The sequence below is a fragment of the Leptospira wolbachii serovar Codice str. CDC genome (genome assembly GCF_000332515.2).
GTDB lineage: Bacteria > Spirochaetota > Leptospiria > Leptospirales > Leptospiraceae > Leptospira_A > Leptospira_A wolbachii.
Window position 1 is genome coordinate 21,017 of the sequence record NZ_AOGZ02000013.1, and the last position, 14,393, is coordinate 35,409.

General features: G+C 38.4%; 12 protein-coding genes. 8 read left to right on the forward strand and 4 right to left on the reverse strand.

Going from position 1 to position 14,393, the window contains the following annotated elements; all coding sequences use genetic code 11:
• Positions 1-49: 49 nt before the first annotated feature.
• On the reverse strand, positions 50-550 hold the full coding sequence (locus tag LEP1GSC195_RS04175; RefSeq protein ID WP_040506406.1) for a DinB family protein: 501 nt from the start codon (positions 548-550) through the stop codon (positions 50-52).
• Positions 551-735: 185 nt separating this feature from the next.
• On the opposite strand from LEP1GSC195_RS04175, the gene LEP1GSC195_RS04180 reads away from it, so the two are divergent.
• The 4 genes from LEP1GSC195_RS04180 to LEP1GSC195_RS04195 all read left to right on the forward strand — a co-directional run bounded on the left by LEP1GSC195_RS04180 (position 736) and on the right by LEP1GSC195_RS04195 (position 3,852).
• Complete coding sequence (locus tag LEP1GSC195_RS04180) at positions 736-2,343, forward strand: ArnT family glycosyltransferase (protein ID WP_015680279.1); 1,608 nt, start codon at positions 736-738, stop codon at positions 2,341-2,343.
• Positions 2,340-2,654, forward strand: a complete 315-nt coding sequence (locus LEP1GSC195_RS04185) for a hypothetical protein (RefSeq protein ID WP_015680475.1) — start codon at positions 2,340-2,342, stop codon at positions 2,652-2,654. Before LEP1GSC195_RS04180 ends, LEP1GSC195_RS04185 begins: the two co-directional genes overlap by 4 nt.
• A 24-nt stretch (positions 2,655-2,678) precedes the next feature.
• Positions 2,679-3,437 (forward strand): polyprenol monophosphomannose synthase, encoded by a 759-nt coding sequence (locus LEP1GSC195_RS04190; protein ID WP_015680321.1) that lies wholly within the window; start codon positions 2,679-2,681, stop codon positions 3,435-3,437.
• Between the two features lie 121 nt (positions 3,438-3,558).
• Complete coding sequence (locus tag LEP1GSC195_RS04195; protein ID WP_015680492.1) at positions 3,559-3,852, forward strand: STAS domain-containing protein; 294 nt, start codon at positions 3,559-3,561, stop codon at positions 3,850-3,852.
• On the opposite strand, the gene LEP1GSC195_RS04200 is transcribed toward LEP1GSC195_RS04195, so the two are convergent.
• The gene (locus LEP1GSC195_RS04200; RefSeq protein WP_040506408.1) at positions 3,841-5,460 is read right to left on the reverse strand and encodes an alpha-glucosidase; all 1,620 of its coding nucleotides are present in this window, start codon (positions 5,458-5,460) and stop codon (positions 3,841-3,843) included. The genes LEP1GSC195_RS04195 and LEP1GSC195_RS04200 overlap by 12 nt on opposite strands.
• Positions 5,461-5,553: 93 nt before the next feature.
• On the opposite strand from LEP1GSC195_RS04200, the gene speD reads away from it, so the two are divergent.
• A complete protein-coding gene (speD, locus tag LEP1GSC195_RS04205) occupies positions 5,554-6,315 on the forward strand; it encodes an adenosylmethionine decarboxylase (protein ID WP_015680414.1) in 762 nt (253 codons plus the stop codon).
• A 2-nt stretch (positions 6,316-6,317) separates the two neighbouring features.
• Here the strand turns inward: speD and LEP1GSC195_RS04210 are convergent, their stop codons facing one another.
• Positions 6,318-6,884, reverse strand: coding sequence for a thioredoxin domain-containing protein (locus LEP1GSC195_RS04210; protein WP_015680339.1), 567 nt, complete (start codon positions 6,882-6,884; stop codon positions 6,318-6,320).
• Positions 6,871-8,400, reverse strand: coding sequence for a methyl-accepting chemotaxis protein (locus tag LEP1GSC195_RS04215; RefSeq protein WP_015680253.1), 1,530 nt, complete (start codon positions 8,398-8,400; stop codon positions 6,871-6,873). Before LEP1GSC195_RS04215 ends, LEP1GSC195_RS04210 begins: the two co-directional genes overlap by 14 nt.
• A gap of 294 nt (positions 8,401-8,694) precedes the next feature.
• Between LEP1GSC195_RS04215 and LEP1GSC195_RS04220 the strand changes: the two genes are divergently transcribed.
• The 3 genes from LEP1GSC195_RS04220 (at position 8,695) to ileS (ending at position 14,322) form a co-directional block, all read left to right on the forward strand.
• On the forward strand, positions 8,695-10,866 hold the full coding sequence (locus LEP1GSC195_RS04220; RefSeq protein ID WP_015680447.1) for a hypothetical protein: 2,172 nt from the start codon (positions 8,695-8,697) through the stop codon (positions 10,864-10,866).
• A 13-nt stretch (positions 10,867-10,879) separates the two neighbouring features.
• Entirely contained in the window at positions 10,880-11,509 is a 630-nt protein-coding gene (locus LEP1GSC195_RS04225; protein ID WP_015680365.1) for a leucine-rich repeat domain-containing protein, read from the forward strand.
• 62 nt (positions 11,510-11,571) lie between these two features.
• Complete coding sequence (gene ileS, locus LEP1GSC195_RS04230; protein WP_015680441.1) at positions 11,572-14,322, forward strand: isoleucine--tRNA ligase; 2,751 nt, start codon at positions 11,572-11,574, stop codon at positions 14,320-14,322.
• The last annotated feature ends 71 nt before the right edge of the window (positions 14,323-14,393 follow it).

Sequence of the window (14,393 nt, forward strand, 5' to 3'; positions counted from 1 at the left end):
ATCATCTAATTTAAGAGAGAAACTAAGAAATGAAGCTTCGTTTATTTTATTATCTGTCGATTACTTTTGCATACAAAGTAGCTGGAGAAAAACCAAACCCATTTGGCACAACTCCACCATCTAACTTAACTAATATGGAAATGATTGCATAATGATGAACCGTATGAGAAACAAGAAACATCAACTCCCGAGTCAGGTTACTTGTTACTATGGGAACAGGTTTCTTGGGATTATAATTTTGAGAAATGGTCAGTGGCTCTAAATAAAAAGTTTCTTCATTAAACTTGGATGCATAGCCCATCATAGATTCAATAGCGAACAACCGATTGACTTCGAGTTCTGGATTTCGCTTCCGGTTGTCATAATCAATATGACCTACCTTTATACCTTCCCAAAACAATTCGTAATGTTCCAAAATATGCCGAAAGTGCTCACCAATGGAAGCATCCATATTTTGTTGTCTTTGTGTATAACTTTCGTTCGAAATAGATTTCAGAAGATGAATCCCCTGCTCCAAAATTTGATGGTTCTCGGCAGATAAAGGGTTCATACAATGGAGTTTAGACTCCCGTTTTCGTGCCATTTCCAAAGAAAATTCAAGAATTTTGACCAAAAAATCCTTTGTTTTTCGCTTTAAACAACAAATCTCCTCTCAAAAAAATTCATACACTGTTTTCAATTTAAACACGTTGACTGACCAGTCAGTATCTTCGTTTATGGATAAAAGGGGTCGACATGTTTTTTGCTGTTCTTATCTTACTATCTGCAATTTTCGCGATGACTCTCGGTGTTCCCGATGCGGCCTTCCCACAGGGAGACGAAATCATGCACATTCGTTCTATTCGTGAAAGTTTGGATATTGGAAGTTATACCCTTCCTGTTTTATCGGGCCTACCGAATCCATACAAACCTCCACTTCTTTTTTGGATGGGAATGTTTTTTGATAAAATTTTTGGAGTGAGTTATTTTTCAGAACGATTGGTTTCCTTTTTATTTGGTCTAGGAACTTTGACTTTATTTTATAAACTCTACCAATCCATCAGTCAGTCGGTCAAAGAAACAAGGCTCGCAACCCTCACCTTTGCTTTTTCATTTTTATCCTTAAAATTTTTTGGGCTTCTTATGATGGAAGGGGCTATGGTGTTTTTTACACTGCTTTACGTTTTTTTATTCTATCGATCAAAAAAAACCAAAAGTGCCTCCTATGTTGCCTGGGGAAGTTTCTTTGTTGGTTTTGGATACTTACTCAAAGGTCCCATACTTCATATTTATATAATATTATTTTTACTTAGTTACCTCTATATCAGAATGGTTCGAGTCAGGCGAGGTCATTTTCAAGTTTCCTTCCGCCCTCTTCGAGAAGAAAGACAAACGCTTCTATTGTTTACTCTTTCCTTCTTAATTCCTATTCTTTGGATCTCCTATTTGTATGTTTTTACTAGTTCCGGAAAAGAATTGTTACGGTTCTTTTTTATCACCGAGAATATGGGAAAATTTTATGCTGCCAATCAATCTGGATTAAGAATTTGGGGAGGTTGGCTCCTCTACACCATCCCATTTACAATTCCTCTCCTCCACATTGGCTGGCTTATCATAAAAAAACCTTCGAATGGCAAAAACCGTTTATTTACGATGGTGTTACTTGTTTTTTTATTACTTGTTACTATCTTTCACCTAATGCCCAACAGAAAGGATCCGTATTATGTAACTCCATTCATTGTATTTCTATTTTTGTTGCCTGCTATGACAAAAGTAAATTGGAAAACACTAATACTTTCCAATTATAATCAATACTCCATTCCCATAGTTTACTTTTTATTCGTCGCTCTTGCGGTGGCTCTAAGACTACCATTATTATTTGCGATTTCTTTAGCGGGAATTGTATTATCACTTAGTGCCATCCTAGCATTCCAAAATGAAAAGATGAAGTTCTATGGAGTATTTTTCCCTCAACTATTACTTGTTCCCATTACGATGATGTTTTTTATCAGGCCGATGGCCGATCCAGATATCACCAAACATCTGATAAATTCGGAAGGACAGGAAATCTGTGTCATTGCTGAGAATCCTTGGACAGCGATGGACGTCCAAAACAAACTTATGAAGGCCAAGGTGAGGTTTGCACTCCCACTTACCTATCGGGATACTTGCCCCAATGCAGATATCATAGTGACATTCGCAGAGACCTCGTTATCTGAAGATTGGGTCAAAGACTCCTCTTGGTTCCAATGGAAACAACACTTAAACTTAGATTCAAATCAAATCTTACGATCTCTATTAAAAATGGATAAACGTTCCTTCCAATCAGAAGTAAACGTTTGGAGACGAGGAGAGAACAAATGAAAAAATACGGAATCCTTCTTTTTCTTTTAGTACTTGTTTCTTTTTGGGATTTTTCCAAAGACAATTCTTCGAAGTTCGGATTAAAAGCTAAATCAGACCAATCCTCAGAATGTAAACTACTTTGTGGAAAAGCAAGTCTCTGTTTAAAGGAGGATCAAAAGAAATTACAAGATCCCAAAATGTACCAGTTTGCATGTGAAATCCTTTGCACCAAACAATACCAATTGTTTGCCGGGTGTTCCAAGGCAATTGCACTTTCCTGTGAAAGTGGTGAGTTATGTATAAAAAATCAAACAAAGGGGCTTTTTTAAAAATAAAAAGTTAAATGACCAGTCATGCAAAATAAAACAAGTATTATACTCCCAACTTATAATGAAGCCGGTAATATCAAAAACTGTGCGGAAACAATCTCGAAGATCTTAGAAAAAGAATCCTTGGACTTTGAAATCGTCATCGTTGATGACAATTCCCCTGATGGTACCTTTGAAGTTGCCAAAGTTCTTGCAGAATATGACAAAAGAATCAAACCCTTTATCCGAACAACAGAAAGGGGTTTAAGTTCTGCAGTGACTTATGGTTATGGAAAAGCGGTGGGTGACAATTTGGTAGTAGTGGATGCTGATTTCCAACACGACTACACAAAAATTCCAGAGGTCATTCGCCTTCTGAAAGATAACGATATTGTTGTTGCGACACGAAGAAGTCCAGATGGTGGTTATGGAAATTTCCCCATCTTACGAAAGTTAGCAAGCCAGTTTGCCACAAAAATTTCTGAGTGGTTATTTCCTGTTCCTATATCCGACCCAATGAGTGGTTTTTTTGGAATCCGAAAGTCTGTATACCTTGAAACAAAAGGAAAACTCCATCCAAGAGGTTATAAAATTCTTTTTGAAATTTTAGGTTCGGTTCGAACAGAAAAGATTGCGGAAGTTGGTTATACCTTTGGACTTCGGACTTGGGGACAATCCAAACTGGACTCAGGTGTGATCTTTTATTTTATCTGGGACCTAATTTCGATTAAATGGAATCAGTGGAGGTCGTCTCACTCTTTCCAATTTAGATCCAAAAGGAGAAATTCCCATATCCATCCATAAATGAAACTTTAGGGTCAGAAAAAAAATTCGTTGGAAAATTTATAAAAATTCTCTAATCTTTTTTAAGCACTGCCCTAATGTATTTTTTCCTTTTACCGTTCATTGTTTTGTGAGGAACATTATGGTCACAAAGTCAGTAGAGGAAAATTGTTATCGAATTGAAGCGAATCGGCTGGATGTATACTCTGCCGCAGGTCTAGAGAAAGACATGACAAACATCTTCAGAAAAGGAGTCTCCTCTCTCTATTTAGATTTTTCCAATGTGGAGGAAGTATCCTCCGCTGTTCTTGGACTTCTTTTATACAAAAAAATGGCCTATCAAAAACAGGGAGTTACACTCCTACTCATCAATGTAAACCCACAGATCCAAAAGATCTTAAAAATTCTAAACCTAAACGGACATTTACTTCTTTAGTTTCGTTAAAAAAGCAGCCCCCGAGTGGGATCCCAATTGAAGGGCTCCTCCCAGTTCTTTGGTCCGACCAAACTGATACAATGGCTTACTTCCCTTGGGAATAACCTCTTGGGTTTCTGTTTCCCCAAAGTTTAAATACACGATCACAACTTTATCACCAAGAACCCTTTCAAAACACAATACATCTGGGTGAGTTGAAGATTTGGTTCGTACACTTCCCTCTTTCAAAACAACCGATCCTTTTCTTAAATGAAACAAAGCTTTGTAATGGTTCCAAAGGGAATCTTTGTTTGTTTTTTGGTGCAGAACGGTATCTTCTGGTTGGAATGTACCAACAGGCAACCAAGGATTTCCTTTAGAAAATCCAGCGTTTTGACTCATCTCCCATAACATGGGCAGGCGGCAATTGTCTCTGTTGATATAAATTCCAAGAAGATTGGATAAAAATAATGGAACCAAACGATTCATTTTTGCAATGGGGTCCTTTCCAAAAAAACTAGAAATCTTACCCTCCTTTCTTGCTATTTCTTCCCCATAATAGACAACAGGAATGCCCCTTGCTAAAAACTGAAATGCCGAAAGAACTTTTGCTTTACGAACATCACCACCTAACCTGTCAATATAACGCCTTTGGTCATGGTTTCCCAAAACATAAGTCGGAGTATAAGGAGCTGGAAATACTCTTTCATTTTTTTCCAAAAGCTCTTTAAAAAAATTAGCTTCGTAATCAAAGTGGATGAGTTCAAATTGAAAAACGAGATTCAGCCCGTCTGCTTTTTCCCCTAAAAAGGATTTTAAAACTTTGTCAGATCCACTCACCTCGCCAATGAGAAATGGTTTTTGTTTGTATTTGGAGATATGTTTACGGACTTCCTTGGCAAACTGGAAGGACTCTGGTAAATTCAAGTTATACAGTTTTTTTTGAAAGAACGCCTCATCATGGTTATCTGGTGTGGGGAAGTATCGTAAACTCGATGGGTTATCTCGAAAACTCTCATCTTTATAAATCGAATTAAAGATATCGAGTCGAAATCCATCCACTCCCTTACGAAGCCAAAAATCAAGAACATCAAACATTGCTTTTTTGACTTTGGGATTCCTATAGTTCAGATCTGGTTGGAAGGATAAAAAATTACTGTAGTAAGATTCATCGGTTGTTTTGTCATAATTCCAACCAGAAGTCCCCACCATGGAGATCCAATTGTTCGGTGTTCTTTTAGTTCCCTTTCTCCAAATATAGAAATCTCTTTTGGCATTTTCTTTCGAGGATTTGGATTCCAAAAACCAAGGATGTTGGTCTGAAGTATGGTTCATCACCATATCTAGAACTATGCGTATCTTTCGTTTGTGGATTTCTTTTATGAGTTTGTCACAGTCTTCCATCGTTCCAAACCTAGGATCAATGGCAGTATAGTCAGAAATATCGTAGCCAAAGTCTTCGCCTGGGCTTCTGTAGAAGGGAGAGAACCAAATGGTTTCCACACCCAAATCTTGGATTTGGTCCAAACGCCCAAGAATCCCTTTTAAATCGCCAATCCCATCCCCGTTAGAATCCTGAAAGGACCAAGGGTAAATTTGATAAATTGAAGTTTGTTTCCACCATTCCATTTTGTTTTCCATGACTTTTCTAAAACTTTCTCGTTATTTCAGTTGCCTCTCACCGAAAAGCCGAATTTCTGTTCTTTATACAAGCAGGTAGCAATGGATAAAGAAAAAATCAAACTTTCCGGTTTCAACAATCTGACAAAAGTTTTGAGTTTTAACCTCTACGATTTTTGCATCACTTTGGATGACGAACAAAAAGGTAGATACGTAAGTTATATCCACGACAAATACAACGCTAGCAAAATTACAGAAATTTCTAAAGAGATTGTCAAACGAATTGATGCCAATATCCTTTCTGTCTCCGCACAAGACTACGATCCTGTAGGTGCATCTGCTATGGTTCTTATGAGTGATGTCAAAGGTGGCGGCAATCCTATCCCTTCGGCTCAGGTAAGTATGCACCTAGACAAATCGCATATCACAGTCCACACCTATCCTGATGCCGCCGATCCCGATGGAATTTGTTCCTTTCGTGTAGACATTGATATTTCCACTTGTGGAGAGATCATCCCCTTGGACTCCATCAATTATTTATTTGAAGCTTTTGAATGTGATGTTGTTTATATCGATTACGTAGTTCGCGGATACACTCGTTTGGCAGATGGAAGAAAAATTTACAACGACCACCATTTCAATTCGATTTTGGATTTCGTAAAACCAGAACTAAAAAGAAACTATACATTTTTGTCTGACATCAACATGCCACAAGACAATACTTGGCAAACAAAAATGATGATCAAAGAACTTGGACCAGAAAATTATCTACTGAACCCAGAAGATATCTCCCATCCAGGCGTTCCAGACAAAATGAAACTTTTACGTGAGGAAATGAAAGAAGTTTACCACATGATCCATTAAGATCAATCCATGGATTTGGATTCAATTTCCTTTCGGATTTCGATCCATTCTTTTCCTCCCAATTTCGGTATTAAGTACATAAAATCGCGATTGGGTGGGATTAAAAAAAATTGAGTCCCATGTTCGTCTCTTTTTTTTAGAGAAGGATGGACAGGCAAATAAGCACCTAACTTTCGATAGAAGCTAATTTCTTCTTCTGTATTAGGACGAAGGGCTTGGATTTGCAAACTCTTCTGGTAATATGCCAAATAAGATTGGATCGCCTCTTCAGTTTCACTTGGATCGGTAACTAAAAAATAAAAGGAAGAGGGAATTTCTGGAAACCTTTCTTGGAACTGGCGAAAAGCCTCTAAAGCCAAAGGACATTTTTTTCCACAACCCACAAGTCCAGGATAGATCCAAATCCAAGTTCCTTTTGGTTCCAACGGGAACCTTTCCTTACAAAAAGAACATTCCACAAATCTAGACTTCTCGCCAAAGTAACCGATCCCCAAACTAAGAATGAATAGTAACGAAAACCCGAGGAAAAAAAGTCCAAAGTTTCTGAATATGATTCTACGATTTGTCATGTTCAATGGCAGCAGCCAAGGTTTCGAAAGATCCCTTCAAACCATTGAAAATTACATTTCCTTTTTCAATGAGGGCAATCATCTTGGAACTCGTTCCTAAGTTGGTTTGGGTTTTCACATTCAAATCCAAAACCGAAGCTGAAATTTCTTCCATACTTGTCGATTGTTCCTTACTAGAAAGTTGCATCTCTTGGGCAATTTGATCTAAGGTTTGAAGAGCTTCTTCTTGTTGTTCAAAAGCAGAAAGAGTTCCTGTAATTTTTACTGTGAGTTCCCTCATCCCTTCTTCTGATGAAAGAATGGATTTAACAAAACTTTGCACTGTTTGGTTGATTTGATTGGATTGTTTGAAACTGATTTGGATTGCTGATTTGATCTTTCCTGATATAGAAGATATGTTTTTAGTCGCTTCAGCTGTAGAGTCTGCAAGTTTCGAGATCTCAGAGGCTACTACGGCAAATCCGCGACCTGCATCTCCTGCCCGGGCTGCTTCGATAGATGCATTTAACGATAGTAAGTTGACCTTTTCTGCGATATCAGAAATTAGTTCCAAAATTTCTTCCATTTTTTCGGAATCATCTACTGCCACTTCCATGGACTGGTACAATCCAGAAAATTCTGTCTCGGTTTTTTTGACACTATCTGCAGACTCTTGAATTTTCGAGCGCATTACTTCCAGGGAAGTAACAAAACCTTCGTTTAAACTAAATAAATTTCGATTCAATTCCTCTACGGTTCTCACTTCTTTGATTTGCCTGTTGGATCCTTCCAAAATCAGCTGGCTAGAAGCCGCAGTCTCCTCGGTTGCTGCCGAAATTGCTTCAATAGAAGAAGATTGGGTTTGAAAAGAACTTTCAAATTCATGCACTTTTTGAGAGATTAAACTGGAATTTTCCACAAAAGTATTCGTTCCAGAAGATACTTCATTCATTGCAGCTGTAACACCCGCAATCACTGTTTCTAAATTGGATTGTACTTCGATTTGTTTCTTGAGTTCTAAAAAGGAACGTATGGAAAAATAAATTAGAATTCCAGTTTCAAAAACAACGAACAAAGCATGAGTAAAAACAATCTCTAGGCCAGTTCCATAACTGTAAACCATCACTTTGGTCCCAAAAATGACCGTACCAAATTCTTGAATGTAATTTCCAACTAAGTGGTGTATGGCGATCGTTAATGCTGCTACGAGTAAAACTCTCCAATCTTCATAGACAAATAGAATGGCAAGAGCACTGAATACATGAAAGTGCATTTCGATCCGACCAAATTGTGCCTGAATCAAAAGGGCACTGAACATCATGAGGGCAGCTCCATTCCAAGCTCTTAGGAAAAAAGTACCTCGTCCCAAACGATAAAATACAAACGAAACAAAGGAAAGCAAAACTGCCGATAAGGTGACCACTGTAGTCGCTCCGTATCCTAAAGAGAGAAAAAAAACAAGGGGGGTATGGGCCAAAATTGCCCAAAGAAAAAATGTATCAACTTTCTTTTGGCGTTCCAATAGAACTGTTGCCAATCTAATATCCATAGGTTTATAGACGAAATAAAGGGATAGAAGTCTAATCAATAAATAATTCGAATATGTTTTTTAAATTATTTTAATCACTTCCGAACTTTGTAGATTTAATTTGCATTCGAGAGACCTTATATAAGTACTTATACAAAGGAAGGATTCGTTCACCAAGACCTGGGCAAAAATTCTCGGCGCAAAAGAAGCTGAAAAAAGACTCAAAAGGCCTCCCCGAGAACCAAACTTTCTCTCTTGATTTGTCAAAAATAGTTTTTGATACTTGTTTACAGAAGGTATATTTTGGAACAATTCCCGGAACCCACAGATTCAGAAACACCACTTACTGGCGAAACGACGGATCCTTCATTTTTCATATCATTACCTAAAAATATTGCAAGTTACTCCATGACATCACAAGCAATTTTGGAAGAACTTCGTGTGCGTCATAGAAGATTGGAAATGCATGGCAGTGCCGAAATTACCCCATCTCTCCTTTTAACAGTAGATTCCATTCCTGAATTACTTGCAAAACAAGTCCAACTCACCGAAGTCCATAAATCGGGAGTTGCCATTGCGGAGGCCTTTAAAGAACTTGCGGGACTTACCGAACACAACAAAGAACCTGTCGTTTATTTTTATCCCTTTTTGTTACAGGTTGACCAAAAACTAATAATGCGAATCAGCATGATCGCACCACAAAACAGGGAAAAGACGGATATTGTTCCCTTTCGTAGAGCTTGTTTTAAATATAGTGTCGATTTGATTGACCAACTATTAAAAAACAGGGCCAATCGGGAATTACTTCTAGAAGAAGAAAATCCAGGATCAGGCCTCGTTCGCTCCGACCAAAAAGGAAATACTTATTTTTTCCCAACCAAACTCAGTTATGAAAGCGAATTAGAAGTGATGGTTCGTAAAACGATGGAGTCTTTTGGCTACATTCCCATGAAAGATTTTGTATTGGATGTAATATCGAGAGGAAAAGAAACAGCAAAACTTGTAGAAATCATTCCTGGTTATCATCTCATTTTACCTAATGGTTCGTATAATCCAGAATATGCGCGGCACCTTGCCGTACAACTCGATGGCCTTAGGACCTTTGCCTTTCCTTATCTTAAACGTTATGCGTCTGAAAATAAATACACTGGGTTTTTAGAAAAGCTGAGTGAACTAGAAACTACTCTTCCAAAACGATCAGAAGATCTTCTAAAAACAGGCGTTAGTTTTATACCAGGAATCACAAACCTCCTACAAGAATTTCCCTTTGATAAGATCACTAATGATGAGGGGAAAAGAGTAGGAAACTCTGTCAGAGAGAGTCTTCTCATTTTAGATAAACTAAGCAAACGTCTGAAAGAACAAAAAAAAGAAGATGCAGAGGAAGCCGTCACTTCGCTTATCAAACTCCTTGGCACAAAAATCGAAGACAATACGGCAAACACACTCACGCTCACAAAACTTGACTTAAATGCCGAAGTGAAGACACTCGGACTCAGAAATGAATTAGAAACCTCAAAAGTTATCTCAAGAATCGTAAATTCCCTTTCGGAAATTTATGGTTGTTTGGAAATGAAAGAGGACAACTTCCATATTCTATTTTGTTTAGATCAGAAAAAACTTTCTAAAGTAGAAGCCAATACCTTAACACTAGCAAAAACAGATTCTAACTATAGAAACGAACTTCCCATCCTAGACCAAATCCGAGTGATTCTAAAAAACAGATCGGATCAAAATATAGACCAAGAAGATATTCCAGAAAAAGAACTAGAAGAAGAAACAATTACAAACCAAACCTTATCGCATGAACCAAGGCTTTCTTTTTCGGCTCTCCAAGAAAAATTCCATGTCCCCATAGGTGTTTTTACTTTCTTAGCATTAGCATCGATTACAACTGTAGTATCCCTTTTACTCGGATCGTTGGAATACATCGCCAGTGGCTTTTTCTTAAGTTTTTTAGTCGGCCTTACCCTGGGATATCTTTATCGCTCTGATGGAAAACAGAAACCAACTCCGGAAAAACAAACACAATCCACTCCGAAAGAAAATAGGTCACTAAACATTGCCAAGGTGGCAGAGGGATTTATTTATCCAAAAAAATTCAACAGCATTGCCGAAAAGGTTTATGATTTCAAAAGATTACGAAACCATATCGAAGATTGTGTCGAGGATATCAAAGTCCAACTTTCTCCGATCGATCAAAAAAAAGAATCTAATAAAATTGTAGCAGAGATTGAACATGCCATCTTACAAATCTCTGTAGTGATGAAAATTCCTGAAGCCATTCAATTAAAAAATAGGCCAAAAGAACTCATCCTATCCAAAGCCGATTTTCGTACGATTTTATTTCGAACCCAACTGGCGGAATATTACAGAAAGGAAGCCAGTATCTATAAATCTGATCGTGACCAAATGGATTACATCCAGTTTATCATTCGAGAATTAGAATTTGGCTATAATAAATATTTGAAATGATAAAGTTGGTTGTATGAAGTCTTTTGTAAATACCACACTTGCGATTTTTTTTCTAACTTCCTTATTTTTACAATGCAGTAAGGATGTTGTCAATGCAGAGGAATGGTTCGAGAACCATAAAGAAGATCGAGTTCTAAACCTTTCCAACAAAGAAGTGGGAGTTCTTCCTACTTCCATCGGGAACTTAACCAAGGTAGAGGAACTCACCCTCCAATACGATTCCCTAAAGGAACTTCCTAAAGAAATCGGTAACCTCAAACAATTAAAAATTTTAAATCTCTTCGGAAACCCTATCAAAACCTTACCGGAAGAAATTGGGAATTTAGAAAACTTAGAAATTCTACTTCTAGGTAGAACGGAACTGAATGAAATTCCACCGGTGATCAGTCGTTTGCAAAAATTAAAAACATTGGCTCTTGACGAAACGAAAGTCCAACTAACAGAGGCTGATGTTGAGGTGATTGCAAGCCTTCCGAATTTAGAGATCCTTGACCTCACACTCATGCGGGAATACAAAACTCTCCCGAAAAACCTCTCCAAATTAAACTCCCTCAAACATCTCGTTTTACAAAAGACCCTACTCGAAAAATCTGATGTGGCAAGGCTTCGAGACGAACTCCCCAAGGTTCGCGTCAAACTCTAAGAACTAAGGAATATTTTTTTTCCGTTTTCTCTTTGGCCTAGACCCCAAAAATTGGTCTTAATATGGCCAAACCAGAAACGGAAAATCCTTATTCTAAAACGGTTCTCCTCCCAGAGACCTCCTTCCCCATGAAAGCCGACTTGGCAAATCGTGAGCCTGGTCAAATTAAGATTTGGAAAGAGAAAAAAGTCTTCCAAACCATGAAGGAGATTCGTAAATCCAAACCTTCGTTTGTATTACACGATGGGCCTCCTTATGCCAATGGTAATTTCCATGTAGGCCACTCTCTCAATAAAATTTTAAAAGATATCATTGTTAAATCCAAATCACTTGCGGGCTTTCACGCCGACATGATTCCTGGATGGGATTGTCATGGCCTTCCTATCGAAGTACAGGTGTTAAAGAACCTTGGCAAAGAAGCAAGAAACACAAGTCCGAGTGATCTTAGAAAAAAATGCAGAGAGTATGCTACAGAATTTGTAGGCAAACAAGGTGATGACTTAAGTCGCTTTTTATGTTTTTGGGAAGAAGATCGCAAGTATCTCACTATGGCTCCAGAATTTGAAGCAAGGATTGTGGAAGTTTTTGGATCTCTATTCGAAAAAGGATATATCTACAAAGGAAAAAAACCTGTGTATTGGTGTATTGATCTAGCGACGGCTCACGCGGAAGCAGAGATCGAATACCAAAACCATGTCTCGCCTTCCATCTATGTAAAATTTGCAGTCAAAGGCGAAAAAGATACCTATTGCCTCATTTGGACGACCACTCCTTGGACACTTCCTGCAAACCTTGCCATTTGTTTTAATCAAGATTTGGACTACTCACTTTTCCAATCCGATACCCATGGAAGGCTTATCCTTGCTGATGGATTAAAAGAAGCTGTAGAACAAAAAACAGGAATCACACTCACAAAGATTCATTCTTTAACGAGTGAAGATCTGGGAAAGATGACCTTCTTACATCCGTTTATCGAAAGAGATTCTATTCCACTATTTGGAAACCATGTCACACTGGATGCGGGAACAGGTTGTGTCCACACAGCCCCAGGACACGGAACAGACGACTATCGTGTGGGAACTGCTGCCGGCCTTCCTCCACTATCCCCAGTTGATGATTACGGCCGTTATACGGACGAATTTGAAATGATGAAGGGAATCAAAATCTGGGATGCCAATCCTAAAATCGTGGATCTCCTCCGGGAAAAAAATGCTCTCGTCCACTACTCCGAATTCACTCACTCCTATCCTCATAGTTGGAGGAGTAAAAAACCTCTCATCTTCAGAGCCACTCCACAATGGTTTTTTTCCATCGACCATGCAGGACTTCGTGAAGATTCACTGAAGGCCATTGACAAAGTCCAATGGATTCCTGATTGGGGGATCACTCGGATCCGTTCGATGGTGGAATCTAGACCTGACTGGTGTTTGTCGAGACAAAGGAATTGGGGAGTTCCGATTCCCTCATTTACTTGTAAGTCCTGTGGGTTCACCCATTTAGATGACAAAACCATCCAACATTTCATCCAAATTGTCAAAAAAGAAGGAATCGAAGTTTGGTATGAAAGAGAAGCCAAAGACTTACTTCCTGAAGGAAGCAAATGTTCTAAATGCGGGTCGGAAGATCTAAAACAAGACAAAGATATTTTGGATGTTTGGTTTGACTCCGGAGTTTCCAGCTTTGCTGTGTTTGGTGACTCTCTCGACCGCGAACCTGCCGATTTGTATCTGGAAGGTTCTGACCAACATAGAGGTTGGTTCCAATCTTCTCTTTGGCCATCAATGGCGATCCGAAAAAAACCACCCTATAAATCGGTTCTTACTCACGGTTATGTGTTAGATGAAAAAGGACATGCCATGTCCAAATCCCTGGGCAACGTGATCAATCCCACAACGGACATCATCAACCAATACGGGGCTGATATCCTAAGACTTTGGGTTTCGACACAAGACTTCCGAGATGATGTCAAAATAGGAAAAGACTCCATCAAAACGGTGGCTGAAGCCTATCGCAAAATTCGAAACACATTCCGGTATCTTTTAGGAAATACCAAAGCAGAAACCCTTACTTGGAATCTAAAAAAAGATGATTTAGAAGAAATCGATAGATACTATCTGCATAAGTTAGCAAAACTCAATGAGGATGTCAAAAAACTCTTTGAGAACTACCACTTCCACCAAGTGTATCATCGTGTTTTGGTATTTTGTACAGTGGATCTTTCTCAGGATTATTTTGAAATCATTCGGGACAGAATGTATTGTGATTCCAAACAATCCAAAACAAGAAAGTCTTCTGAATATACACTGGCGTTAATTTTAGAAACTCTAACGAAAATCTTAGCACCTATCTTATCTTTCACAACGGAAGAAGTATGGAATGAATTTGGTGCCAAAGACTCTGTTTTCTATTCTGATTTTTCTGACCTAACCTCTTGGCTAGATGCCGATTTAGAAACCAAATTCGCACCTGTGTTTCAAACCAAAGAACTGGTACAAAAAGCCTTAGAAGAAGCAAGGAAACTAGGAAAACTCGGAAAGTCTTTGGAAGCAGAAGTTCTAATCTCCGGTGAAACTTTGAAAGACACAAAGTTTTCTAAAGATGATTTAAGTCTCTTCTTTGTGGTATCAGAAGTATCACAAGGTAAAAATGAAATCGGTGAAGTTTTCTCGGAATGGAAAGGAGAAAAGGATTCCATCCAAATCCGTAAACCTCGCCACCATGAATGCCCACGCTGCTGGCGCCATGTTTCGGAAACAGAAGGAAAACTTTGTGGGCGCTGCGAAGGAGTAGTCTCTAAACTTTCACCGAAATAAAGAAAAACCAAAATTTAATCGGTTTGGTTCTCCGTGTAAAGTAAAGAAAGGTCTAGCGCTGTTTGTTTGGA